Origin of the sequence: Micromonospora sp. B9E7 (genome assembly GCF_039871815.1) — a bacterium.
Taxonomy (GTDB): domain Bacteria; phylum Actinomycetota; class Actinomycetes; order Mycobacteriales; family Micromonosporaceae; genus Micromonospora.
On the sequence record NZ_JBDPLX010000011.1, the window covers coordinates 90659 to 115780 of the forward strand.

The following is a 25122-nucleotide window of genomic DNA, read 5'->3' on the forward strand; positions in this document are numbered from 1 at the left end:
TCTACTCTCCGCGCCGGACGTCGGCCGCCGCCGTCTCAGCACCGACGGCCTCGCCCGGGGGCGCCCCCTCCGTACCCGCCGACAGATCCCACGCACATCGCCTACGCCCTTTGCTCTGCACCCGCCGAGGCGACGGTCACGATGAGTTCCGTCATGGTCCCGACCGCCGCGGGCATCGTCGGGCGAAAGCGCAGATCAGCCGGGTGGTGCGGATAGGGCAGCAGAGCAAAGGGAGGCGGTGGGTCGGGATCGACCGGGGCCGTCGCCACTCAGTGTGAGATCAGGGAAGCAGGAGTACGTGCGAAGCCGGCGTGCCGGGCCGCTGTCAGCTGTCGACGCCCAGCGCGGCCAGATCCAACGCAGCCAGATGATGCAGCGCGAGGCGGTAGCCGTCCACGCCGAGCCCGCAGATCACCCCGGTCGCCACCGCGGACACCACCGAGTGGTGCCGGAACTCCTCGCGGGCGTGGATGTTGGAGAGGTGCACCTCCACCAACGGCCCCCGCAGCATGGCGCAGGCGTCCCGCACGGCGTACGAGTAGTGCGACCAGGCGGCCGGGTTGAGCACCACCGCCGCGCCCTCGTCGGCCGCCGTGTGCAGCCAGCCGAGCAGCTCGTGCTCCGCGTCGGTCTGCCGGACCGTCACGTCCAGCCCCAGCTCCCGACCGGTGGCCTCGCACAGCGCGACCAGGTCGGCGTAGGTGGTCGCGCCGTACACCTCGGGCTCGCGGGTGCCCAGCCGGCCCAGGTTCGGCCCGTTCAGGACGTAGACCTTCACGGGACGGCCACCTCCTGGTAGGCGGCCTCCAGCAGCGCGTCGTCCGGGCCCTCCAACATCGCCGGGCGGGCCAGCCCGTCGAGCACCACGAACCGCAGCCGGTTGCCCCGGGCCTTCTTGTCCACCCGCATGGTGGCCAGCAGGCGCGGCCAGGCGTCGGCCGGGTAGCTCACCGGCAGACCGAGCGCGGTCAGGGTGACCCGGTGCCGGTCGGCGGTCGGGGCGTCGAGCCGTCCGGCGAGCCGGGCCAGCGCGGCGGCGTACACCAGGCCGACGGCGACGGCGTGGCCGTGCCGCCACCGGTAGCCCTCGTTCTGCTCGATCGCGTGGGCGAGGGTGTGGCCGTAGTTGAGCACCTCCCGCACGCCCGACTCGCGTAGGTCACCGGCGACCACGTCGGCCTTGACCCGGATCGCCCGTTCGATCAGCTCCCGCGTCGCCGGCCCGCGCACGTCGGTGGCCGCCGCCGGGTCGCGCTCGACCAGGTCGAGGATCGCCGGGTCGGCGATGAACCCGCACTTGACCACCTCGGCGAGCCCGGCCGCCAGGTCGACCTCGGGCAGGCTGTCCAGCGTGGCCAGGTCGGCCAGCACACCGACCGGCGGGTGGAACGCGCCCACCAGGTTCTTGCCGGCGGCCGTGTTGATCCCCGTCTTGCCGCCCACAGCGGCGTCGACCATGCCCAGCAACGAGGTCGCCACCGGAACCCAGCGCACCCCGCGCAACCAGCAGGCCGCGACGAACCCGGCCAGGTCGGTCACGGCACCGCCGCCCACCCCGACCACCGCGTCGGTACGGGTGAACCCGGCCTCCCCGAGCCGGTCCCAACAGGCGGCGGCGACGTCGATCTGCTTGCCCGACTCGGCGTCGGGTACCTCGATCGGCAGCGGCTCGACACCGGCGGCGCGCAGCCGCTCACCGACCGCGTCCGCGAGAGCCTTGAGCGGGGGCGCGTGCAGCACCGCCGCCCGACTCGCGCCGGGCAGCAGGCCGGGCAGCGCGCCCAGCAGGTCACGCCCCACCAACACGTCGTACGGCCGCTCGCCGCCGACCGGAATCCGGGTCACTTCGTCCATCGCCGGCAGCCTAGTCCAGCGGGCGGCGCGGCGACGGCGTCTGTCCACCTGCTGGCCGGGCGGCCCACTCCGCCAGTCGGCGGGCGTGCTCGGCCACGGCGGCGCGCAGCGCGTCCGGCTGCCGCACGGTGAAGGGGCAGCCCAGGCCGGAGAGCAGCGCGGCCATACCGGGCAGGCTCTCCGCCCGGGCCCGCAGCAGCACCCCGTCGGTGGTGGCGGTCAACTCGGCCACGCTGGGCGGGATGCGCCGACGGGCGGCGACCAGGTCGGTCTCCAGCAGCACCTCCACCTCGTGCTGGTACGGCACACCGGCCAGCGACCGGGTCACCCAGGCGACCGCCTCGAAGCCGTCCGGCACGGTGAACATCGCCTCGCCCGGCGTGACGGCGCCGATCCGGTCCAGCCGGAACATGCGGACCTCGCCGCGCCGGTGGTCGTGGCCGGTGACGTACCAACGGCCGGCGTGGAAGACCAGCCCGTACGGGTCGAGCTCCCGGTGCGAGCGCTCGCCCCGCCAGGAGCGGTAGTCCAACGCCACCCGCTGCCGGTGTCGAGCCGCCGAGGCCAGGGTGAGCAGAGTACCCGACGCCGGTCCGCGTTCCTGCTCCGGGCGACGCAGGGTGAAGCCCAGGTGCTCCTGTACGGCGGCGAGCCGGTCGGCGAGTGCCGCCGGCAGCACCCGACGGATCTTCGCCAGGGCGGTGGCGGTGGCCGGCTGCTCGGTGGCGAGCCCGACCCGTTCGGCGACGACCAGGCCGAGCAGCACGGCCACCGCCTCGTCGTCGGTGAGCATGAGCGGCGGCAGCTTGTACCCGGAGTGCAGCCGGTAGCCGCCGTGGCGGCCCCGGTCGGCGGTGACGGGAATGCCCAGCTCGACCAGGGTGGCCGCGTACCTGCGCACGGTCCGCTCGTCGACGCCGAGCCAGCCGGCCAACTCGGTGGCGGTCGCGCGGTGCCGGGCCTGCAGCACCTCGAGGAGAGCCAGCACCCGACCGGCGGGATGTGACACGGGCCACTCCTCCAAACCGGGCGGATTCTGTCCGCATTCGATCGTACGGTCTGTCGGTAACCGAGAGAAGGAGCGACAGATGGCGACGTTCGTGCTGGTTCCGGGGTTCTGGTTGGGCGCCTGGGCGTGGCGGGAGGTGACCACGACGTTGCGCGCGCAGGGCCACGAGGTCCACCCGATGACCCTGACCGGATTGGCCGAGCGCGACCACCTCGCCGGGCCGGAGGTCGGCCTGGAGACGCACACCGCGGACATCGTCCGGCTGATCGAGGTCGAGGATCTGCGCGACGTGCTGCTGGTCGGGCACTCCGGTGGCGGCATGCCGGTCGCCCAGGCGGCCGACCGCATCCCGGACCGGATCGCCCGGGTGGTCTACGTGGAGAGCGGGCCACTGCCGGACGGCACCGCGCAGTTCGACACGGTGCCGCCGGAGGAGCAGGAACGGCTCCGGGCCGCGATCGGTGACGGTGACCTGCTGCCGCCGCCGGCCTGGGATCCGACCGCCGACCCGACAAACCTGGCTGGTCTGGACGAACCCATGCTGGCTCTGCTGCGCGCCCGGGCCACGCCGCAGCCGCTGCGCGCGGCCACCGACCCGGTCCGACGCACCGGCGGCCGTCCGGTGCCGACCGCCCTGGTCGCCAGCACCTTCCCGCTCGCCGTGGTCCGGCAGATGATCGACGAGAGGCACCCGTTCTTCACCGGGCTGGCCGGCGGCCGACTGTTCGAGTTGCCGACCGGGCACTGGCCGATGCTCAGCGAACCGAAGGCTCTCGCCGACATCCTCGACGCGGCCACCCGGGGCTGAGCACAGACCCGAAGTGGGGGCTGCCCGCCCGGCCGGTGGCCCACCGGCCGGGTGCGGGCGTCAGCGCGGCAGCAGCGCGGCGATCTCGGCGACGATCGCCGTCGGGGTCCGGCCGTCGGTGGTCACCGTCTCGGTGGCCACCTCCGCGTAGAGCGGCCGACGCTGGTCCAGAAGGTGCTTGAGGGTGGCCCGCGGGTTGATCGCCAGCAGCGGACGGCCGGCGCCGAGCCCGACCCGCTTCACCGCGTCGGGCAGCTCGACCGAGAGGTGCACCACCCGGTGCCCGACCAGGGCGGCCCGGGTCTCCTCGGCCAACACCGCGCCGCCGCCGAGGGCGAGCACGCCCGTGCCGCCGGCCAGCGCCGCGGCCACCGCGGCCCGCTCCAGGGTACGGAAGTGAGCCTCACCCTCGTCGATGAAGATCTCCGGGATCGGCTTGCCGGCCATCTGCTCGATGTCGATGTCCGTGTCGCGGAACTCCACCGAGAGGGCGTCGGCGAGCGCCCGCCCGACGGTGGTCTTGCCGCAGCCGGGCGCTCCGACCAGCACGACGACCGGTGCCATCAGCGGATGACCAGCGCGTCGAGGTAACCGGCCAGGTTGCGGCGGATCTCGGCGATCGAGTCGCCGCCGAACTTCTCGGTGGCCGCCTCGGCGAGCACCAGCGCCACCATCGCCTCGGCGACAACCGCCGCGGCCGGCACCGCACAGACGTCGGAACGCTGGTTGATCGCGGTGGCCGGCTCACCGGTGGTGACGTCCACTGTGGAGAGGGCCCGGTTCAGCGAGGAGATCGGCTTCATCGCGGCGCGGACCCGCAGCGGCTCGCCGGTGGTGATGCCACCCTCCAGACCACCCGCCCGGTCGGTGACCCGGCGGACGCCGGTGGCCGACGGAATGATCTCGTCGTGCGCCTCCGAGCCACGGGACCGGGCCTGCTGCCAGCCGTCGCCGATCTCCACGCCCTTGATCGCCTGGATCGACATCAGCGCGGTGGCCAGTCGGGCGTCGAGCTTGCGGTCCCACTGCACGTGGCTGCCCAACCCCGGCGGCACCCCGTACGCCAACACCTCGACCACGCCGCCGAGGGTGTCCGCGGCCTTCTTCGCGGCGTCGACCTCGGCGACCATCAGGGCGCTGGCCTCCGGGTCGAGGCAGCGCAGCGGGTCGGCGTCGATGCGGGCGGCGTCGGACGGGACGGGGCGCAGCCCGGGCTTCGCCGCCACCGGGCCCAGCTCGACGACGTGCGAGACGATCTCGATGCCGAGCGCCTGACGGATCAGTGCCTTGGCGACCGCGCCGACGGCGACCCGGGCGGCGGTCTCCCGGGCGCTGGCGCGTTCCAGGATCGGCCGGGCGTCGGTGTGGCCGTACTTCTGCATGCCGGCCAGGTCGGCGTGGCCCGGCCGGGGGCGGGTCAGCGGGGCGTTGCGGGCCTGCCGGGCCAGCTCGTCGGGGTCGACCGGGTCGGCGGCCATCACGGTCTGCCACTTCGGCCACTCGGAGTTGCCGACCCTGATGGCCACCGGGCTGCCCAGGGTGACGCCGTGCCGCAGGCCGCCGAGCAGCTCGACCTCGTCCCGTTCGAACGACATTCGGGCGCCACGGCCGTAGCCCAGCCGCCGACGGGCCAGCTCGTCGGCGATCACGGTGGTGGTCACCTCGATGCCGGCCGGCACCCCCTCCAACATCGCGACGAGGGCGGGACCGTGCGATTCACCTGCAGTCAACCAGCGCAACACGGTGCTCAGTCTGTCACGCCCGGTCGCCGCCCCACCGTGCCGCCCGGCGCGTCCCGCCCTGCGGACGCCGCCGCCCGGTCGGGCCGGGCGGCGGCAGCTCAGATCCCCCGGCCGCGCTTGTGCAGGCTGCGCAGCACCGCGTCGGCGCGGACCACCCGGCCGGCGACGGCGAGCGCCAGGTAGGCGCGCGGCTCGCGGGGATTGCTCCGCAGGGTGCGTCGCGCCCAGCGCAGGGCGCCGCGCCGGTCACCGGAGGCGGCCTGGGCGAACGCGATCTGCCCGGCCACCCGAGCCTCGCCGGCCGGCTGGGTGGCGAACTCCGGGTAGCGCCGCAGCAGCCACTGCAGGGCCTCGGAGATGGTGTCCCAGCGCTGCGCGAAGTACGAGCGTTTGTGCCAGCGGACCAGCACCGACGGCGTCCGCAGGTTGATCAGCGGCGCGCTGCGCGCGGCCCGGAGCAGGAACTCGTAGTCCTCCGCGTAGCTGCCCGGGATCTCCTCGTCGACCAGACCGAACCCGTCGCGCAGCGCGGTGGCGCGGATCAGGAAGGTCGACGGGTGCAGCTCCGTCATCCGGTCGCGCAGCAGGTCGTCCAGGGTGATCCGCTCCTTGTCGAGCACCCGGTCGACGGTGCTGCCGTCGTAGCTGACCCGGATGCCGCAACAGACGAACTCGGACCCCGGGTCGGCGGCCAGCGCGTCGACCTGGGCAGCCAGCTTGCCGGGCAGCCACTCGTCGTCGTCGTCGCAGAACGCGACCAGCTCGCCCTGCGCCGCGAGGGTGCCGCTGTTGCGCGCCCCGGCCAGCCCCGGGGTACGGACGTTGCGGATCACCCGCACCGCCCGATCCGGGCCGCGCCCCAGGTCGGTCAACGACTCGTCCGGAGCGGACTGGTCGAACACCACCACGACCTCGATCGGGCCCGGGTACTCCTGGCCCAGGATCGCACCCACCGCCGCGCGCAGCAGCTCGGGACGGTCCCGGGTGGGCACCACGACGCTGACGTTCGACTGCGGGGTCATCGGGAGGTCTCCTTCGTGCCCGGACGCGGGCGGGGCCGGACCCGCCACCGGGACAGGCGCGGGGTAGAGCCGGCAACCAGGTCGTCGACGATCCGCCCGACCCGGGCCACCGCCGCCCGTCGCGCCTCGTGCGCCTGCGGGTCGGTGGCCACCGCATAGCGGGTCGGGTCGGCCAGCCCGGCGGTCAACGCGTCGTGCAGCGCCTCCCGGGTCTCGCAGAGCGCCACCAGTCCGGCGGCGCCGAGACGGCGGGCGAAGAGGAGCTGGTGGTCGTCGACGTGCTCACCGCGCGCCGGGTTGCGGGGCACCACGATGGGCAGGTGGCCGTGCCGGCGGGCCTCCAGGATGGTCGCCGGGCCGCCGTGGCAGACCACCAGGTCGGCGTCGGCCATCGCCTGCTGGAGCGCGTCATGACCGAGGAACGGCACCGCGCCGGGCAGCGGTGGCACAGCGGTGTGCCCGTGCTGCACGGTCAGCCCGACCGGGTCGGCGACCTGCGCGTGCCACTGCGCCAGCCAGTCGACGAGCCGGTCGAAGGGGTGCTTGTCGGTGCCGACCGCGACCAACACCCGGACCTGGGACGTCGACGTGCTGTCCCGCTGGCGGGGAAGGCGGGGCGCCTCGACGGTCGGCTGCGGACGCCGGGCGGTGCCCGTCTCCCCGGTCACAGCAGCGTCCCCACGACGGTCGCCTCGGGGTACTGCCGGCGCTGCTCGTCCCACTGCACGAGCATCGCGGACAGGAACGGGCGGCAGAGGCGGGCGGTCAGGGTCGGGGTGTCGATCCGGTCGTACACCTCGATGTAGACGGTCGGGATGCGCCGCATCCGGGCCAGCACCACGAACGGGACCGCCACCCCGGCACCGGTGGTGACCACCGCGGCGACCCGCCGTGCCCGCAGGACCCGCCAGGCCAGCAGCGCGTTGCGCAGCAGGTTCGGCACGTTGCGGGTGGTCGGGTGGTGCGCCGGCACCAGATCCTCACCGGCCAGCAGGGACAGCGCCTCCGGAGTGTCGAAGGTGACCCAACAGCGCCGCCACTGCTCGTACCACGGCCTCAGTGCGAGTAGTTGGGCCAGGTGGCCGCCGCTGGATCCGACCAGCAGCAGCACCGGTGCCGCACCGTCATCGTTCTTCGTGTCCACGCGACTCCCCACAAGTTCGCTTGGAATTTCAGTTCACGCCACGCAGAAGCAGATCACACGATGTCCGGTCGTTGAATAGCGCGACCGGACGAGACGTCGATCTCCACATCGGGCTGTCGGACACGCCGATCGTCCAAAGTCCATCGATCGTCATCACCACCTGCGATTTTGTCGTCACTCTGCGACGCATCCCCGACGCCGCGATTCCCCCGGATCAGCCGCTATGTCTTTTCTCGATGACATCCAGCAGTGCGGGATGCAGCGCGGCGTTCCAGCCCGCGCCCGCGTCGGCCAGCCGCCAGGTCCGCAGCCACATCTCCACCAGGTACGCGTCGGCGACCAGCCGCCGCTGCGCGGCGTCGAGGCCGAGCCGCTCGCCGTGTCGGCCCAGGTGTCCGTCGACAGCCGATGCCGCCGCGCCTGCCGACTCCCCCCGCAGCACCAGGGCACGCTGGAACGCGTCGTGCGCCAGGTCGAAGCCGACCGGCACGTCCGGGGCGCTGTGTTCCCAGTCCCAGGCGACCAACCGGCCGGCGTGCCAGCCCAGATTCCACGGCACCCAGTCACCATGCCAGTGGCCGAACTCCACACCGGTGTCGCCATGCCGGCGGGCCAGCGCGGAAACCGCGGCGACCGCCCGCGTACCCGTCGGCTCGGCCGCGGCGGCCCGATCAGCCAGCCCGGCCAACCGGGTCAGGAAGGTCGACCCGGCCAGTGGTCGGGGCGTACCCGCCGGACCGCCACGCCGGGCGACCGCGAGCAGCGCCGCGATCCGCGGAGGGTCGTCGACCGGCACACCGCGTACCGCCGGTGGCAACGGCTCGATCACCGCGACCACCTGGCCCGCCCACGCCGTCTCGCTGAGCAGCCTCGGCGGCGTCGGGTGGTCCGCCACGCCGACGACCGCCCCCAGCCCGCGCAGGGCCGCCGCCTCCGCGGTGACCAGCGCGCGTGTCGCGTCGTTCCAGCCGATCTTCGCGTAGCCGCGCGGACGACCGTCGGCGGTGAAGAGCTGCAGGGTCGGCTTGCCGTTCGGGTCGGGCGGCCGGACCCCGCACGCGGCCAGCAGCGGCGTGCCACCCAGGTCGGCGGCGAGCCGCTCGGTCAGCAGCAACTCGGCCGCCGACGACCCGGCGGGCACCGAGACGGTCAGCGTCGGAAAGGGCGCGAGCCCCACCCGACCGAACCGGGCCAACCCGCCCAGGACCGCCCGCACCGCGCGCACCTTCGGTGGCCGCAGCGCGTTGTACGCCAGCAGCGACGCCGCCCCGGCCCGTGGCGCGCCCAACGGCACCAGGAACCGGGCCCGGGCCACCGACGGCACCACCGCGTACCGGGCCACCGACCGGTGACCGTCCGGCGGGGCGCCGCCCACGGTCAGGCCGACCCGCTCGTCCGGGAAGACCGCGCGGCTCACCCAGCCCAGACCGTCCACCCGGGAGCGTGGGTCGGCGTCCGGGCCCACCCGCGTCGTCACGCCGCCCGGTCCGCCCAGTCGAGGTCCAGCCCGAGCCGCTGACGCAGCGCGTCGTTGTACGGCCGGTAGTAGTCGGTCAGCTCAGCGCGCACCGCCGGCTCCAGCGGTGCCGAGCGCCTGTCGTTGTAGACCTTGAAGTTGGGCAGGTCGTACGCCGGCAGCCCGAGGAAGTCGAGGGTACGCCGGTAGGTAGCGCGGGAGTCGCGGTACAGATCCTCGCTCGGCAGGAAGAGGATCTGGTCGGAGTCGAAGCGCTCCAACCATGGCTCCAGGTGCTCCAGGTAACGCCCCCGGGCCCGGTACGTGTACCAGTCGTACGCCTCGCTGAACGACTCCGGCTCGGCGATCAACCGCTCCCGCTCCCCCGCCGTGCGCTCCGGCTCGGCGGCCAGCGCCGCGGCGAAGTCCAGCGGCTCGATGCCGTGGGTGCGGCGTTCCTTCCAGTGCGAGTACGCCCGCTCCACCGGGTCACGCAGCAACACGATCAACTTCACCGTCGGCATCAGCGCCGAGACCCGCTGCGCGGCGAGGGGATGGAACATGTACAACGGGGCGGCCTCACCGACCCGGACCGGCCCGCCGTGCCGTTTGGCCAGGGCATCCCGCTGCCGTTCGGTCGGGAAGTGCGAGCGGTACCACGCCTCGCCGCGACCCCAGTGCTCCTCGAAGTAGTGCGCCGACTTGGTGTTCCACGCCGGGAACAGGCGGGGCACCAACGGGTGCTGGATGAGGTAGTTCCACAGGGAGGTGGTGCCACCCCGCTTGGTGCCGATGATCAGGAAATCCGGCAGCGGCCGGCGATCACTGGTGCGCACCCCGTAGTCGACAAGCGACTCCTTCAGCCGGGTGGTCACCTGGGTCGGGACCAACTGCTTGACCCGGTCACGGATGGACGCCACGACGGACCTCACCTGCCTCTCGTCGATGCCGGGTTGGGCTCGGCGGCCGTAGCCGCGTGGTCCCCTCCACGGATCTGCCTCATGGTCCCCCGGATGCCGGCGCGCACCCGGGGCAACGTCAACATGCCGACGCAGCCGGCCAGCAGCACCACCAGCGCCACCGCCAGGCCGGGCAGGCCTCGACCGCCCGCCAGCACGCCTGCGGCGGCGGCCAGCCCCACCCCGGCGACCGTGGCGCCGGCGGCCCGCACCATCGCCGCGTCGAACAGCGGCTCCCGGACCACCGACCGGGCGAAGCCGGCCGCGGTGAGGTTCTCGGTGGCGATGCCGGCGGCCCAGGCCACCGCCGCGCCCGTGGCGCCGTAGCGGGGGATCAACCAGAGGCCCAACGAGACGGTCACCGTCAACCCGGCCACGGTGGCCACCAGGTGCAGCCCGCTGCGCCCGCCCATCAACAGCAGGCTCTGCACGTTGCCCACCCCGGTGTTGACCAGCATCGCCAGCGCGAGCACCGTCAGCGCCGGAACGCCAGCGGTGAACTCCGGCCCGAACAGGTGCAGGAACGCCGACGCGAAGACCGCGAGCAGCAGGTACACCGGCCAGGACAGCACCAGCCCCCAGCTGGTCAACTGCCGGTGCACGGCCGCCGCCGCCGCCCGCTCGCCGCGACCGAGCAGCCGGGACAACTGCGGCGACACCGCCACCCGCAGCCCCTGCATGGCCAGTTGACCGGCCAGCACGTACCGGCCGACCGCGCCGAACACGCCGGCGTCCGCCGGCCCGGCCAGCACCGAGGTGAGCAGCACACCCACCCACATGCTGCCCGCGTCGATGGCCGCCGAGGCGGCCCGGGGCAGCGCGAAGCGCCAGAACGTCGACCAGTCGGAGCGGGTCGGTGCGAGCGTCGCGCCCCGGCCCAACCCGAGCGGGCCGGCGACCAGGGTGAGGCAGACCAGCAGCGCCAACGCCGCCGGCACCAACCAGCCGGTCATGCCGGCGAGCAGGCCGCCGCCGGCCAGCGCGGCGGCGCCGACCAGCACCGGGCGGGCGATCGGCAACAGGAGGAACTGCACCCCGACGTACGCCCGGATGGGCCGTACGCAGCGCAGCGCGGCCAGCAACAGGGTCATCGCGACCACCACCGGCACCGCCGCGAACGTGACCGTGAGCAGCGCGTCGCCGCTCGCGCCGGAGCCGCGTAGCAGCCGGGGCGCGAGCGCGTCCGCGGCCAGCACGCCGACGCCGGCGACCAGGAGCCCGGCCAGCAGCGGCGGGATCAGCGCCACCGGGAGCAGCCGCGCCGCGTCCCCACGCGCGCCGGCCGTGCGGCGGGGCAGCGCCCACATCAGACCCGTCTCCGCCCCGAGCGTGCAGACCGCGGTGGCCACCGTGACCACCCCGATCGAGGCGAAGAACGCGCCCGCGCCGGCCGTGCCGTACCCCCGGGTGATGACCACGGCCAGCAGGAACCCGAACAGCCCGCTGGTGGCCGCGCCGAGCAGCCCGGTGACGCCGCTGCGCGCGCTGCGGCGGGTCTCCGCCGAACCTGCCGCCGCGCCTGCGACCGGCTCGTCCGGGACGGCCGGAGGTCGGGTGGCGGCGGTCATGCGGGCACCGCCGCGTCCCGCGTGGCCGGCGGTCGCGGTACGGCCAACCGGGTCAGCCGTTCGCGTTCGGTGAGCGCCATCGCGAAGGCGACCGCGAAGAACGCGACCGACAGGTTCTGGTTCGCCATGCCGTAGAACGGGACCTGGACCAGGCAGACCACCGGCACCACCGCCAACCACTGCCCGGCCGCCGAGGTCGCCCGCGCGCAGATCACCGCGGACGCGACGAACCAGGCCAGGAAACAGACGAGCGCGGGTACGCCGTGACTGAACAGCACCATCCACAGCTGACCCTGGGTGCCGATCGGGGCGGCCGCCGACACGGTGTCGACGTTCACCGGCGCGCCGTAGCCCAACCACGGCGACTCCTGCACCCGACGGATCACCTCGGTGTAGAGCGAGAGTCGATCGGTGTTGGTGTCACTGGAGTCGACCCGCTGGCTGATCAGGTCGGTGATCGGAATGAACAACGTCGCCAACGCGCCGATCACCACGACCCCGACGATGGACGCGGCGACCCGGACGTTGCCGCGCAGGCTGGCCCGCACCCCGAGCACCGCCAGCCCGGCGCCGAGGCTGAGGAACATCGCCCGGTTGAGGGTGAGGAACGCCGGCGCGAGCGACAGCGGCAGCGACGCCAGCAGCGCCCAGCGCAGCACCCCCTGCCGGCGCAGCATCGCGTACGCCACCACGCACGGCATGGTCATCGCGTATGCGCTGCCGTAGTTGTTGGTGTACGCGAACGGCGCGGCCGGGCGGTAGATCGGGTTCAGCGAACGGGCGCTGTACTCAGCCGTGGTCAGGTGCACCATGTCCTGGATGAACGGGGTGCCGGCCACCCCTCCGGGCAGCAGCACCTCCATCGGGGTGGTCATCGCGAGTCGGGGCACCAGCACCCCGAGCCAACCCAGCGCCACCAACCCGAACCAGAACGCACAGAGCGGGGTGAGCACCGCCACCAGGCTGGCCCGTTCCCGGGCGGCGGCGTAGACGTAGACCCCGACCACCAGCGCGGTCAGGTAGAAGGCCAGGCGCAGCGCGAACGTCAGCAGCGAGGCGGGCGACGCGAGCTGGGTGGCGCTGACCAGCACGATGGCGAGGAAGAGCAGCCAGATGCCCACCACCGGTGGCAGCGGCACCCGCCCTCGGGTGAACAGCAGCGCCAACAGCAACGCGCCCAGCAGGGGCCAACCGAGGTAGAACGCTCCGAGCAACCACCAGAGCGGCACCAGGCCGAACATCAGCGACAACGGCCAGATCGGCAGCCGGGGCGGCGCGGGCCGGGGTGCGGGCACGACGACGGCCGGAACGCCTCCGGGCGGCGGTTCGGTCGCCGGGGCGCGGGTGACCGACACGCTCAGGCCCGGCCGTTACGCGTGAGCACGAAGCCCAGCGGGGTGACGCCTGCGGCACGCAGCCGCTCCACCAGGCGGCGCAGGTCGCTCTGCCGGGTGCGGTCCCGTTCCACGACCACCACCGCGCTGCCCTGCCGGGCAACCGCGACGCCGCGCTCGTCGGACTCCGCCGGTGGGGCGTTGAACAGCACGAGGCCGTGGTCCGCGCCCTGTCGCCAGGTGCCGAACCGGACACTGCCCACACCCACGGCCACCTCGTCCGGGTCGGTGACCCGACCGTTCTCCGGGCGGGCCGACGCCACCCGGGGCAGCGTCAGGGTGGCGTCCGGGTCGGTGGACGGACGGGCGCCGGGCGGGTGCGGGGAGGGCCGGCGGGTGGCCGTGCCCTCCGCGCCGCCAGCGGCAGTCGAGGTGCTGCCGGCCGGGCGAGGCTTGGGGACCAGCGGTCGGGACGGGTCGATGGGCAGCCGCCCCCGGTCGGCGAGGACGGCGGTGCGCAGTCGCTCGACGCGCCCGTTGTCGTCGGCGACGAAGACCTCCCGACCGTCGGCGGCGAGCGCCACCGCGAGTCCAGCGGTGAGCGCGGTGGCGTCCTCCCGGGCGGTCACCAGCGCCACCCGGGCGGGTTGGCGGACCCGTTCGGCGACCGCCATCGCCACGTACCGGATATCGGCGTCGACCGCCCGTGGGCTGCCGCGCAGCGCCGGCCGGCGCACCGTGCCGAGCAGCGGCAGCCCGGTGGCGTCCCGGCCGTCGGCGACCGAGCGGACCCGCCGGTCGGTCGACTCCCAGGCGTACGCCAGCACGATGCCGACCAACGCGCCGCCGAGCAGGCCGGCGACCAGGTAGAGCGGCCGGTGCCCGGCGGAGGTGACCAGTGCCTTCTCCGCGGTCTGGGTGACCCAGCCGGGGTTGACGTCGACCGCGGCGATCTCGGTGCGGGCGGCGTTGAGCTGGGTGAGCTGGTTGTTGATTCCGGCCAACTCGGCCACCACCGCGTCCCCCGCAGCGGTGTCCTTGACGGTGCTCGCCCGCTTCTGGAGCGCGGTCTGCTGGGCGACGACCTTGGTGATGCTGGCGTCGTAGGAGCGCAGCATCTCGGCGCGCTGCTGCTCGTACATGGTGCGTCGCACGTCCAGGTAGGCCTGGGCGGCCATGTTGGCGCTCTGCACCGCACGCTGCGCCTCGCCCGCCTGGTAGGTGAAACGCAGGATCTGCCCGCCGGTGGGCACCTCGACCTCCAGCGCGTTACGGATGTCCCGCGGGTCGCCGCCGGCGGAGTTGGCGAGCCGCTGCACCACCTCGGTGCCGGTGGCGATGCCACTCTCCACGTTCATGTTGACCGCGCGGTCGGCACCCGCGCCGCTGGGGGTGAACGCGTCGGTGACCACCGGCCGGACCGCCACCACGGCGCTCGCGCTCATCGCCGCCGGCACGAGCAGCACGTAGCCGAGTGCGGCGAGCAGACCGACCATCGCCACCGCCGCGACCAGCCGTATCCGGTGCAGCGGCACCCGCAGCAGGTCGGTCAGTGTCACGGTGCCGGGGGTCCCCGAGGTCGGGCCGTCCGTGGACCAGGGGCCGGGCGTTGCATCAGTCATGGAACTTCTTCACCGTCTGTTGAGGATTGCCGACGACCACGACACCGGGTGGTACGTCCGTGCGGACCACCGTCGCCGCACCCACGACACTGTCCCGGCCGACCCGGACGCCCTTCATCACCAGTGCGTGCGCGCCGACCCACACGTTGTCCTCCAGCACGATCGGCGCACGGGTGGCCGGGCCGGGCGGCTCGTGCCGCTGCGCGGGCGGCAGGTTGTGGAAGTCGTTGTCGAGCAGCTCGCAGTCCGACAGGAGGCAGCGGTCGCCCACGGTCACCGACGTCCAGGTGCCGATCCAGGTGGCGTTGAGCAGACAGTCGGCCCCGACGCGTACCTCGCCGGGGCCGGCGAAACGGACGAGCTTGTTCAACCGGGTGCGGTCACCGATGGTCACCCGCACCCCGCGGCGCAGCCGGATCCGACCACGGATCTCGACATCGCGGCCGAGCGTCAACTGCCGATAGCGGAGCTGGTACCAGCCGCGTTTGACCGCGAAGATCAGACGCACCGCGCGTTTTCTACGGATGCCAGCGGCGCCGAGCAAGGACCCTCCCCACATCGTGGGGCCGGCAGCGGTGTACCCCGCCGCCGGCCCAACGTGAACAATCTACCGATGCTTCGTTACGAACGGTTGACCGTTACTCTACGGAGAAGAATGTCGATGGGGTAGACCAGGACAACTCGGGCGTCGCCGTGGTGATGACAGTCGCTGCGGCACCGTTGACCGCTGCGGTCGGCGCGGCCGTCGGGTCGAACGGCACGCTACGCAGAGCCCCGTCAGTGGCACCGTAGACGATCCGGCCGCCCACCCACGCCATGCCACGCACTCCGGACCAGGTCACGCCCGTCGTCGGCAGGGTGAACTCGGTGGCACCGAGGTAGTTGCCGTCGATCTCGAAGTAGCGGTAGTAGAGGTTGTTGGCCCCGGTACGGGTGTAGTAGAGCCGGCCGTCGAGGAAGAACGCGCCGGTCAGCAGCGCCGGGTTGTACCAGTCGTTGTATCCGGACGCCTCCCACGGAGAGCCGATCGCCCCGCCGTTGAACAGCGACACGTCGATCCGGCTGCCGGTGGGGGTGCCGGCCACCGTGTGCGACCAGTAGATCCGGTCGTCCACCCGCCAGGTCGCGCCGGCCGACGTGTACGCGGGCTGGCTGACAGTGACCGGGGTGCCCAGCGCGGCACCGTCGAACGGCACCTTCGCCAGGGTGCCCGAGGCGGTGTTCAGGTAGAGGTTGCCGGTGGTGGCGGCGGGCGGGTTCTTCGGCGTGAAGGTACGCCCACCGGCGAGCGGGAACATGCCGAGACGGCCGTGGTACTCCTCGCCCATGCCGTCGGAGTTGTGCCCGAAGTAGAGGCCGTCCGACCCGCGCCAGAGCACCGGCACCGAGGAGCCCCAGTTGCTGGTGCCCGAGGGCATCGAGGCGCTGCCGCTGCGCCGCGGGTTCCAGTTCACCGGCATACCGGTCGCCGGGGTGACGGCGGCGATGCCGAGTCGGTCGACGGCGCCCGAGCCCGCTTTGTCGCTGGCGTTCGGGTTGTTGAGCCAACGGAAGTGCCCGCCCAGGTAGATCACGTTGTCCGCGACCTCGACCGAGGTGATGGTGTCGTTGCCGGTGAAGTCGACCCAGGTGGCGAGCTGGCCGCCGCCCCGCGCGGCGGTCTCGAAGCGGACCAGGGCGTCGCAGTACGCGGACGGCCAGCCGCCGCCGCCGTTCGTGCCGACCACGAACCACGTGCCGTCGCCGCCGAACTTCACGTCCTGCACGTAGTGCACGAAGGTCGCCGGCGACGCGCAGGGCGCGACGAACTTGTCACTGCTCCAGTCGATCAACGTGGGCGTCGCGGAGACGTCCACCAGGGCGATCTGGTTGCGCGCCAGGTCGTTGACGAGGGTGAAGTTGCCGCCGACGACAAGCGTGTCGCCGTCCGGCGTGACGTCGATGGTCCAGACGTACGACGTGGTGCCGTGCCGTCCGACGGTCGCGTCGATGACGAAACTCGGGTCGATCGCGCCGGTGGTCGCGTCGAGCCGGCCGAGACCGACGTGCGCGGTGCCGTTGAGCCAGTTGAACGCGCCGGCGACGTACAACCAGTTGCCGTGCAGAGCCAGGTCACGGACGGTGCCACCGTCGGAGCGCCCGACCCAGCTGTCGATGGTCGCGCCGGTCGACGGGTCGAGCGCGACCAGGTTCTTCCGCGAGACGCCGTTGACGTTCTTGAAGGCGCCGCCCACGATCAGCGTGCCGCCGGGGCCGGCGAGAAGCGTGTTGACCGCCCCGTCGAGCACCGGCAGGAAGGTGGTGGACATGGTCCCGGTGGTCCGGTCGTACGCGAAGAGGTAGCGCTGCGTCACCCACGCGGAGGCGGCGGTCTGCCGGAGCTGGGTGAAGCTGCCGCCGACGAAGACGGTGTTGCCCACCTGTGCGAAGGCACGGGTCTCACCGTCTCGGGCGTGCGGAGTGGTGTCGGCGGGATTCGCCGACACCAGGGTCGCCGTCTCCGGGACCGGTACGACCGCAGCCGACGCGGTGGTGGGCACGCCTAGAACCGCGGCGACGATCGCCAACGCGACCACCCCCGCCCGAGCACGACGTCGTCCTGCAAAACGCCACAAGTGCGAGAGTTTGGGCACGCTGCGCCTCCAGATTGGATGAGAACCCGAGGTAGCGTGCCTCGTCCAGCCTGGTTAACAAAATCCGCCGATTGGGCGGTGCATGAATCCGCTAGCCGACAGAACGCCGGGAGGTCAAGTGCCCGACCCCCGGCGAACGGCGTTCCGTCAGCGCGTCGTCGTGGAGGTCAGCGGCTCCCCCCGGTGGGCTGCCGCAGGTACGGGTCCTGCCCGGCCTTCGCGAAGCCGGCCAGTGCCGCGGCGTTGTGGTTCATCGTCATGTCGCAGGTCGACGTCCGGCTGGTCATGCCGGCCGAGTTGAAGTAGATGGCTGCCTTGATCTTGGGGTGCGCCTTCAGCGCCGCCGGGAACTCCTGGAACCAGCGCTGCTTGGCGCCCGGGTCGGCGGAGTCGAAGTTGGTGCCGAACTCGGCGAGCATCCGGGGCTTGCCGGCGCCGATGCCGTTGTCGTCCAGCCACCGGTAGAAACCGCCCACGGTCGTGCTCGGGCTCTTCCACACCGTGCTGCCGTTGCAGACGTGGAAGTTGTACGGGTCGTAGGCCACCCAGTCGACGTACCGGTCACCGGGGTACAGGCCGGCGTAGCGCGAGTAGTGGCCGGACCAGCCCATCATCGTCCAGACCCAGACCGCGTTGCTCGCGCCGGCCCGGGCGAACCGCTCGTGGACGTAGCGCCAGGCGCGGACGAAGTCGGCGTCGCTGCCCTTGTTCGGCTCGTCCTCGGGCTCGTGGTCGAAGCCCATGAAAACCGGCACGCCGGCGGCGCGGATGCGACCCGCGACCGCGTCGATGGTCTCGTCCTGCCGACCACTGTAGACATCGGACCACTTCAGCGTGGTGCCGGTGGAGAAGTTGCGGGACTCCCAGGCGAAGAACATGAGCCGGCCCTCGCGCATCTGCTGCTGCTCGTACGCGTCCGGGAAGGCGCCGTTGCTGCCGGTGTTGGAGAAGTCGTGGTAGCGGTGCACGATGTCGAACTTGCGGCCGACCTGCGCCTCCACGTCGGTGACGGCCTTGCCGTGGTCCCAGCCGCCGGCAGAGCCGGCCGGCGAGTACATGCCCCACCAGGCGCCGCAGGAGGGAACGAGCTTGTCCGACACGGACCCGCACTTGCCAGTCGGCAGTGTGCTGCTCGCGCTCGGGGTCGCCGTCCGGGTGGGTGCGACGGTCGGCGAGGGCTTCGGCGAGGCGGTGGTCGGCGAGGCGCTCGGCGTCGGCGGCGGTGCGGGCCGGGTGGTCGGCGGCGCTGACGGCCGGGACCCGAGGTCGTAGCTGATCACCAGGCTCGGGCGGAGGTCCGGGCTACGGTTCTCGACCGACGCCCAGTAGATCCGGCTCTCCAGGCCGGCCTGGACCAGCGAGACCGTCCAGATCCCGTTGCCGGTGACCAGTTTGGAGACATCCCACTCGTTGAAGCCCTTGGACACACCGTTCACGCTGTCCAGCACGTCACCGGCCGGGCCGAGGGTCGGCCGCGCCTCCCGGGCGCTCAGCGGCGAGGCGTTCGCCGTCACGGTGGCGGCGAACTGCTGCCAGGCGTGCACCCGCAGCGTCGCCCGGACGTTGACCGCGGCGGCCGGCACCGTGGTCACCGCGAACTCGATGACCGCCTGGCGACCACCGCGCGGGTTGCCGTCGCACCGCGTCGCGCAGGTGGCCAGGGTCGTCTTGGCGGAGTTGTCACCGTCCTGCGACACAGTGGTCGCGGTGGTGTCCGCCACCGCTCGGATCGACAGATCGTCGCTGGCCAGCAGCGGCATCATGGTCGCCACGATGCCGGCCACCACCGACCCGCCGACCACGCCGATGGCGATCGCCTTGCGCCGGGGCCCGGAGCGGAACCGGGTGATGCGGTGCAGTCCGTGCCTGGTCAAGGAAACTCCCTGTGTCTGCGTCCGTAACGGTGAGCAGCGTATCGATGACCAGCGCAGGTCGCAGGTAGGACAGTTTTCCGTAAGCGCGTCTTAACCGTCAGCTAAGGAAATCGACCGACGTCGCCTCTGCCAGCGCTCCGCGCATCGCCTCGACCGGGGCGGTCACACCGGTGAACTGCTCGAACTGGCCGATCGCCTGCGCCAGCAGAAGATCCAGACCGGACACCAGGCGGAGGCCGGCCGCAGCGGCGGAGGCGGCCAACGGCGTCGGCCACGGGTCGTAGATCGCGTCGAAGAGCACCGTCCCCGGCCGCCAGGCCACCGTGCCGGCCAACGGGTCGGCGACTCCCTTCGGCACGGTGGAGACCACCAGGTCAGCGGTGCGGAGGTGGCGGTGTGCGTCGGCCCAGCCCGCGGGTGTCAGCACGACACCCAGTGCGTCGGCCACCGGCCGCAGCTCGTCGATCGCCTCGGGTCGGCGGGCGACCACCGTCACCGCGGGGCAGCCCACCTGCGCGGCGGCAGCCAACGCCGCCCGGGCCGTTCCGCCCGCGCCGAGCACCGTCACCGCGGCACCCGCGCTCACCCCGGCCGCGGTCAGCACCCGCACCATGCCGGCGACGTCGGTGTTGTCGGCATACCAGGAGCCGTCCGGACGGCGTACCAACGTGTTGGCCGCGCCGACGGCGACGGCGACCGGCGAGGCCTGCGCGGCCACGGCGAGCGCGGCCTCCTTGCCCGGCATGGTCACCGACAACCCGGCCCACTCCGGGCCCAGGCCGGCGACCAGATCCGGCAGCTCCGCCGCCGCGCACTCGATCCGGGTGTACGACCACCCGGTCAGCCCGGCGGCGGCGTAACCGGCGGTGTGGATCACCGGCGAGAGGGAGTGCGCGATCGGCTTGCCCAGCACCGCAGCCCGACGGGTCGCCACGATCACCCCGCACCACCCGGGACCCCTGCCGTGTTCCGCATCACTCTCCGCCCTCCCGCAAGACTCGGATCGACCCTACCGAGCCTGCCGGCCAGACCACCAGAGAACCGGGCTGCGGACGACGCTCGACGGCCCGACTTTCGCTTTACGGGCCATCGACGAGAGCGAAAGCATTCCGGCCATCGTACGACCGATCCGAAAGTGGGGAACCTTCTACAAACGCCTTCTGCGTGCCCTTATCGCGATTGCCGCGGTCTTCCGTCCTTCGCTGATCATGGCCCGCGCCCGCGAAGGCCGACCCGGCGGCGGGCAGCTGGTCCGGACGTTCCTGAATTGACGATGACGCGACAGCCGCGCACATATCAAAAGGCTCCCTTCCCGACGCGACCGCATTTTCGGTCAACGGGAGGGGAGCCTTCTGATATCGGCGACAGGGCCGGTCAGATGATGCCGGCCTCCCGGGCCTTCGCCTCGTTACGCTGATGCTGCTCGTACGTCTCGGCGAACTCGGAGTGCCCCTCCTTGTCGATCGCCACGAAGTAGAGCCACTTGCCCGTCGGCGGGGCCATCGCCCCTTCCAAGGCCTGCTTACCCGGGTTGTTGATCGGGGTGGGGACCAGACCCCGCAGCTTGCGGTTGTACGGGTTCTTCTGGTCGTCCAGCTCGGCCGCCGTCATCTGCTTGGACGACTTGGTCGGCTTGCCGATCGACTCCAGGTAGTAGTTGACCGTGACGTCCATCTCCAGGCAGTTGCAGTTGAACTCGCCGTACACCCGGTTGTAGGCCACCCGGGCGACCTTGCCCAGGTCGTCCTTGTTGCCCGCCTCGGCCTGGGCCAGCGAGGCCACGATCAACGCCTCGTACGGGCTGACCTTGCGTTCCTTCTGCACCCGGTCGGCGAACTTCATCTCACCGGACACCGAGAGGAAGTTGTCCACCATCAGCTTGAGGATGCTCTCCGCGGTGGCCTTCGGCGGGATCTCGTAGGTGTCCGGGAAGAGGAAGCCCTCGACGGACTTGACGACCTTCTTGCCGTCCTCGCGCGCGAACCACCAGTCCGGGACGCCGAGCGCCTCCGGGTCCTTCGCGGCGGCCTCGAAGTCCTTCACCGGGATCTTGGTCTTGTCGGAGAGCAGCTTGTAGATGTTCTTGGCGGTACGGCCCTCGGGGATGGTGAGGCCGTTGACGATCTTGTTTTTCAGGTCGAGCATCGCGGTGACCGCGCTGGCGCCGCTCATCTGCTTGCGCAGCTTGTACGTGCCCGGCTGGATGTTCTTGCTGCGTGAGTTGGCCTCGGCCGCCTCGATGAACGCCTTCTGGCTCTTCACCACGTCGGCCGCGACGAGGGCGTCGGCCATGTCGGCGAGCAGCGCCCCGTTCTTGATCTCGACGGTGATCTCACCGGCCCCGGCACCGTCGTAGTCGGGGGTGACGAAGTAGTTCTGGATCCGGTCGAAGCCGTAGAACGCGACGCCGCCGATGCCACCCAACAGGACCAGAGCCATCAACAACGCCAGGAAGGTCTTGCCCCGGCCGCCACCGGACCTGCCGTTGCGCTTGCGGAAGCCGCGCCGGTGCCGGCCCTTCTCCCCCCGCTCCGGCTCGTCGAACCCAAGGTCCAGATCGTCGATCATTACGTCCGCCTCCGCTGCGCGTCCAGCCAGCTCTGCAGAATCTCCACCGCGGCCGCCTGGTCGACAACCGCACGTTGACGTTTACCTCGGACGCCACGCTCGGCAAGCCTACGAGAAGCGACCACGGTCGACATCCTCTCGTCAGTGAGCGTTACCGGGACGGGCGCTATCACATCGACCAGTCGGTCAGCGTACGCCTTCACGTGGACAGCCGCCGGGCCGTGTTTGCCCGCGAGATTGACCGGAAGGCCGACGACAACCGCGACGGCCTCATGTTCGGCCACCAACGCGGCCAGCTCGGCGAGGTCGCTCGGGACCGCGTCCGGTGCCGCCGTGAGGTCACGAGCGAGCGTGACCAGGGGCGTCGCCAGGATCCCGTCCGGATCCGAGCGCGAAACCCCCACCCGCACCTGACCGACGTCGACGCCGATCCGCACACCGCGCGTCATGTCAGCCACCGACGGTCACCACCGGGTGGGTACGAACCAGGGCGGGCCGAAAGGCCCGCCCTGACCGACAGTGATCGTCCATCACGCCTCGGTGATCGCCTTCTCGACGGTGAGCAGCAGGTTCGGCGCCTCGGCCGCCGGCAGACCGCCGCCCTGGGCCAGGTCGGGGCTGCCGCCGCCGCGCCCGGAGAACGCCGCCTTCACCAGATCCGACGCCGCCAGGCCCCGACCGCGCGCGGCCGCGTTGACCGCCACCACCAGGGACGCCTTGCCGTTCGACCGGGCCGCCACGGCGACCACCGCCGGCCGCGCCGGGTCGATCTTGCCGCGGATCTCCTGGGCCAGCGTCCGCACGTCGTTTCCGGCCGCGCCCTCCGGCGCCTCGGTGCCCACGTACGCGACCCCGCGCACGTCCTTGGCCTGCGCCGCGAGCGCCGCCGCGCCACCCAGCACCAGCTGGGCGCGGAGCTTCTCCAGCTCCTTCTCGGCGTCCCGAAGCTGGGTGACGGTCTGCTCCACCCGGTCGGCGACCTGGTCGTTGGGCACCCGGTACAGCTCGGCCAACCGGGACACCAGCAGGTGCTCCTTGGCCAGGAAACCGAAGGCGTCCATGCCGACCAACGCCTCGACCCGGCGGACACCGGAGCCGATCGACGACTCGGAGAGGATCTTCACGAGGCCGAGCTGGGCCGACCGGGCCACGTGCGTGCCACCGCACAGCTCCCGGGCGTAGTCACCCACCTCGACGACCCGCACCTCCTCGCCGTACTTCTCGCCGAAGAGCGCCATCGCACCGATCCGCCGCGCCTCGTCCAACGAGGTGATGAAGGCGTGCACCTCCAGGTCGGCCAGCAGCACCTCGTTGACCTGCTGCTCCACATCACGCAGGACACTCGGCGACACCCCGGTCGGGGTGTTGAAGTCGAACCGGAGCCGGCCGGGCGCGTTCAGCGACCCCGCCTGGGTGGCCGACTCGCCGAGGAAGTTCCGCATGGTCTGGTGCACCAGGTGGGTGGCGGTGTGCGACCGGGAGATCGCCCGGCGCCGAGTCGTGTCGATCTCGGCGAAACCGGCCTCGCCGGCACGCACCTCACCCCGGATCACCCGGGCGCGGTGCACGATCAGGCCGGGCACCGGCTGCTGTACGTCGAGCACCTCGACCTGCCCGCCACCAACGGTGATCATGCCCTGGTCGGGCTGCTGTCCACCGCCCTCGGCGTAGAACGGGGTCGTGTCGAGGACCAGCTCGATGGTGTCGCCCTCGGTCGCCGCCTGACGCGGGCCGTCGGCGCCGAGCAGCGCCCGCACCGTCGACTCGCGGGACACCTCGCTGTACCCGGTGAACGTCACCGGCCCACCCGCGTCCAGCACCGACCGGTACGCCGACAGGTCGACGTGCCCGGTCTTGCGCGCCTGCGCGTCCGCCTTGGCGCGGGTGCGCTGGTCGGCCATCAACCGGCGGAAACCCTCGTCGTCGACAGTGAGGCCCTGCTCCGCGGCGATCTCCAGGGTCAGGTCGATCGGGAAGCCGTACGTGTCGTGCAACTGGAACGCCTTCGCCCCGGAGAGCGCCGAACCGCCCGCGGTACGCGTCTCCGCGATCGCCGTGTCCAGGATCGTCGTGCCCGCCCGCAGGGTGGACAGGAACGCCTCCTCCTCCGCGTACGCGTAGTCCGCGATCCGGTCGAAGTCGGTCGCCAGTTCCGGGTACGACGGGGCCATGCAGTCCCGCGCCACCGGCAGTAGCTCGGGCAGCGCCCGGTCCTGCCAGCCCAGCAGCCGGATCGACCGGATCGCCCGCCGCATGATCCGGCGCAGCACGTACCCGCGACCCTCGTTCGACGGGGTCACCCCGTCGCCGATCAGCATCAACGCCGTCCGCACGTGGTCCGCGATCACCCGCAGCCGCACGTCGTCCGGGTGCGACTCGCTCGCCACGTGGCCGGAGTGCGCGCCGTACCGCTTGCCGGTCAGCTCCGCCGCCCGGGTCAGGATCGGTCGGACCTCGTCGATCTCGTACAGGTTGTCGACGCCCTGCAGGATCGAGGCCATCCGCTCCAGGCCCATGCCGGTGTCGATGTTCTTCGCCGGCAGGTCACCCAGGATCGGGTAGTCCTCCTTGGTCGTGCCCGGACCCCGCTCGAACTGCATGAAGACCAGGTTCCAGTACTCCATGTACCGGTCCTCGTCGACCGCCGGACCACCCTCGCGGCCGTACTCCGGACCCCGGTCGTAGAACAGCTCCGACGACGGACCGCACGGCCCGGGGATGCCCATCGACCAGAAGTTGTCCGCCTTGCCCCGGCGCACGATCCGGTCGGCCGGAACCCCGACCGACCGCCAGATCTCGAACGCCTCGTCGTCGTCGAGGTAGATCGTCGGCCAGATCCGCTCCGGATCCAGCCCGTAACCACCCTCGGAGATCGGCTTCGTGGACAACTCCCAGGCCAGCGGGATCGCGCCGGCCTTGAAGTAGTCCCCGAAGGAGAAGTTGCCGTTCATCTGGAAGAACGTGCCGTGCCGGCTGGTCTTGCCGACCTCGTCGATGTCCGGGGTACGGATGCACTTCTGCACGCTGACCGCCCGCTGGTACGGCGGGGTCTGCTGACCCAGGAAGTACGGGACGAACTGCACCATGCCGGCGTTGACGAACAGCAGGTTCGGGTCGCTGATGGCGGGCAGCGGAGCGGACGGCACCACGGTGTGGCCATTCGCCTCGAAGTGGGCGAGGTACCGCCGCTTGATCTCCGCCGTCTTCATCGCTGGTGTTCCTCCGGAAAGATTTCTCGATCGCCGATTCGCGGGTCTTCCCGCAGGTCGGCGAACTTGTCGTCGAACGCCTCGCCCTGGGCGAACGCGTGGTGGATCTCCTGCTCGCGTTCGGCCATCCCGACCCGGACGTCCTCCACGAAACTACGCAGCGACTCGACCAGCCCGCCAGCGGATTCCGTCAGCGAGCTGGCGATGCCCGCCGGGGTGTACGCCTGCGCGGTCCGGGTCGCCTTGCGGACCACGATCACACCGACGGCCACCCCGATGCCGAGCCAGAACAAGCGCCTCATGTCTCGCTACCTCCTGGT

The 25122-nt window shown here is 72.0% G+C and carries 22 protein-coding genes; 1 reads left to right on the forward strand and 21 read right to left on the reverse strand.

All coding sequences use genetic code 11. The features are described from left to right. Positions 1-325: 325 nt before the first annotated feature. The 3 genes from aroQ to ABGB10_RS19485 are packed head-to-tail and all read right to left on the reverse strand — an operon-like array spanning position 326 to position 2863. On the reverse strand, positions 326-778 hold the full coding sequence (gene aroQ, locus ABGB10_RS19475) for a type II 3-dehydroquinate dehydratase (RefSeq protein WP_347662269.1): 453 nt from the start codon (positions 776-778) through the stop codon (positions 326-328). Continuing rightward, positions 775-1854 (reverse strand): 3-dehydroquinate synthase, encoded by a 1080-nt coding sequence (aroB, locus tag ABGB10_RS19480; RefSeq protein WP_347662270.1) that lies wholly within the window; start codon positions 1852-1854, stop codon positions 775-777. The genes aroQ and aroB overlap by 4 nt, the downstream gene beginning before the upstream one ends. Before the next feature lie 10 nt (positions 1855-1864). Beyond that, entirely contained in the window at positions 1865-2863 is a 999-nt protein-coding gene (locus ABGB10_RS19485; RefSeq protein WP_347662271.1) for a YafY family protein, read from the reverse strand. A gap of 79 nt (positions 2864-2942) precedes the next feature. On the opposite strand from ABGB10_RS19485, the gene ABGB10_RS19490 reads away from it, so the two are divergent. Next, positions 2943-3671 (forward strand): alpha/beta hydrolase, encoded by a 729-nt coding sequence (locus ABGB10_RS19490; RefSeq protein ID WP_347662272.1) that lies wholly within the window; start codon positions 2943-2945, stop codon positions 3669-3671. 60 nt (positions 3672-3731) lie between these two features. On the opposite strand, the gene ABGB10_RS19495 is transcribed toward ABGB10_RS19490, so the two are convergent. The 18 genes from ABGB10_RS19495 to ABGB10_RS19580 form a co-directional block, all read right to left on the reverse strand. Next, a complete protein-coding gene (locus ABGB10_RS19495; protein ID WP_347662273.1) occupies positions 3732-4235 on the reverse strand; it encodes a shikimate kinase in 504 nt (167 codons plus the stop codon). After that, positions 4235-5413, reverse strand: a complete 1179-nt coding sequence (aroC, locus tag ABGB10_RS19500) for a chorismate synthase (protein ID WP_347662274.1) — start codon at positions 5411-5413, stop codon at positions 4235-4237. The genes ABGB10_RS19495 and aroC overlap by 1 nt, the downstream gene beginning before the upstream one ends. 98 nt (positions 5414-5511) lie before the next feature. Then, entirely contained in the window at positions 5512-6435 is a 924-nt protein-coding gene (locus tag ABGB10_RS19505; RefSeq protein ID WP_347662275.1) for a glycosyltransferase family 2 protein, read from the reverse strand. Beyond that, a complete protein-coding gene (locus ABGB10_RS19510; RefSeq protein ID WP_347662276.1) occupies positions 6432-7103 on the reverse strand; it encodes a glycosyltransferase in 672 nt (223 codons plus the stop codon). The genes ABGB10_RS19505 and ABGB10_RS19510 overlap by 4 nt, the downstream gene beginning before the upstream one ends. Then, positions 7100-7591: a UDP-N-acetylglucosamine--LPS N-acetylglucosamine transferase gene (locus ABGB10_RS19515; protein WP_347662277.1), complete on the reverse strand. Its 492-nt coding sequence runs from the start codon at positions 7589-7591 to the stop codon at positions 7100-7102. The genes ABGB10_RS19510 and ABGB10_RS19515 overlap by 4 nt, the downstream gene beginning before the upstream one ends. A gap of 202 nt (positions 7592-7793) precedes the next feature. Further along, entirely contained in the window at positions 7794-9056 is a 1263-nt protein-coding gene (locus ABGB10_RS19520; protein ID WP_347662279.1) for a hypothetical protein, read from the reverse strand. Continuing rightward, complete coding sequence (locus tag ABGB10_RS19525; protein ID WP_347662360.1) at positions 9053-9955, reverse strand: sulfotransferase domain-containing protein; 903 nt, start codon at positions 9953-9955, stop codon at positions 9053-9055. Before ABGB10_RS19525 ends, ABGB10_RS19520 begins: the two co-directional genes overlap by 4 nt. Before the next feature lie 8 nt (positions 9956-9963). Next, a complete protein-coding gene (locus ABGB10_RS19530) occupies positions 9964-11562 on the reverse strand; it encodes a polysaccharide biosynthesis C-terminal domain-containing protein (RefSeq protein WP_347662280.1) in 1599 nt (532 codons plus the stop codon). Beyond that, a complete protein-coding gene (locus ABGB10_RS19535) occupies positions 11559-12917 on the reverse strand; it encodes an O-antigen ligase family protein (protein WP_347662281.1) in 1359 nt (452 codons plus the stop codon). The genes ABGB10_RS19530 and ABGB10_RS19535 overlap by 4 nt, the downstream gene beginning before the upstream one ends. Positions 12918-12919: 2 nt before the next feature. Further along, entirely contained in the window at positions 12920-14518 is a 1599-nt protein-coding gene (locus tag ABGB10_RS19540) for a lipopolysaccharide biosynthesis protein (RefSeq protein WP_347662282.1), read from the reverse strand. Beyond that, positions 14511-15077, reverse strand: coding sequence for a DapH/DapD/GlmU-related protein (locus ABGB10_RS19545; RefSeq protein ID WP_347662283.1), 567 nt, complete (start codon positions 15075-15077; stop codon positions 14511-14513). The genes ABGB10_RS19540 and ABGB10_RS19545 overlap by 8 nt, the downstream gene beginning before the upstream one ends. Positions 15078-15156: 79 nt before the next feature. Further along, positions 15157-17094: a hypothetical protein gene (locus tag ABGB10_RS19550; RefSeq protein ID WP_347662361.1), complete on the reverse strand. Its 1938-nt coding sequence runs from the start codon at positions 17092-17094 to the stop codon at positions 15157-15159. Between the two features lie 224 nt (positions 17095-17318). Beyond that, entirely contained in the window at positions 17319-19025 is a 1707-nt protein-coding gene (locus tag ABGB10_RS19555; RefSeq protein ID WP_347662284.1) for a glycoside hydrolase, read from the reverse strand. Between the two features lie 97 nt (positions 19026-19122). Further along, complete coding sequence (locus tag ABGB10_RS19560) at positions 19123-19962, reverse strand: shikimate dehydrogenase (protein WP_347662362.1); 840 nt, start codon at positions 19960-19962, stop codon at positions 19123-19125. A 437-nt stretch (positions 19963-20399) separates the two neighbouring features. Continuing rightward, positions 20400-21593 (reverse strand): endolytic transglycosylase MltG, encoded by a 1194-nt coding sequence (gene mltG / locus ABGB10_RS19565; protein WP_347662285.1) that lies wholly within the window; start codon positions 21591-21593, stop codon positions 20400-20402. Next, positions 21593-22051: a Holliday junction resolvase RuvX gene (ruvX, locus tag ABGB10_RS19570; RefSeq protein WP_347662286.1), complete on the reverse strand. Its 459-nt coding sequence runs from the start codon at positions 22049-22051 to the stop codon at positions 21593-21595. The genes mltG and ruvX overlap by 1 nt, the downstream gene beginning before the upstream one ends. Positions 22052-22123: 72 nt before the next feature. Beyond that, a complete protein-coding gene (gene alaS / locus ABGB10_RS19575; RefSeq protein WP_347662287.1) occupies positions 22124-24802 on the reverse strand; it encodes an alanine--tRNA ligase in 2679 nt (892 codons plus the stop codon). Then, positions 24799-25104 (reverse strand): hypothetical protein, encoded by a 306-nt coding sequence (locus tag ABGB10_RS19580; protein ID WP_091401860.1) that lies wholly within the window; start codon positions 25102-25104, stop codon positions 24799-24801. The genes alaS and ABGB10_RS19580 overlap by 4 nt, the downstream gene beginning before the upstream one ends. Positions 25105-25122 lie beyond the last annotated feature (18 nt).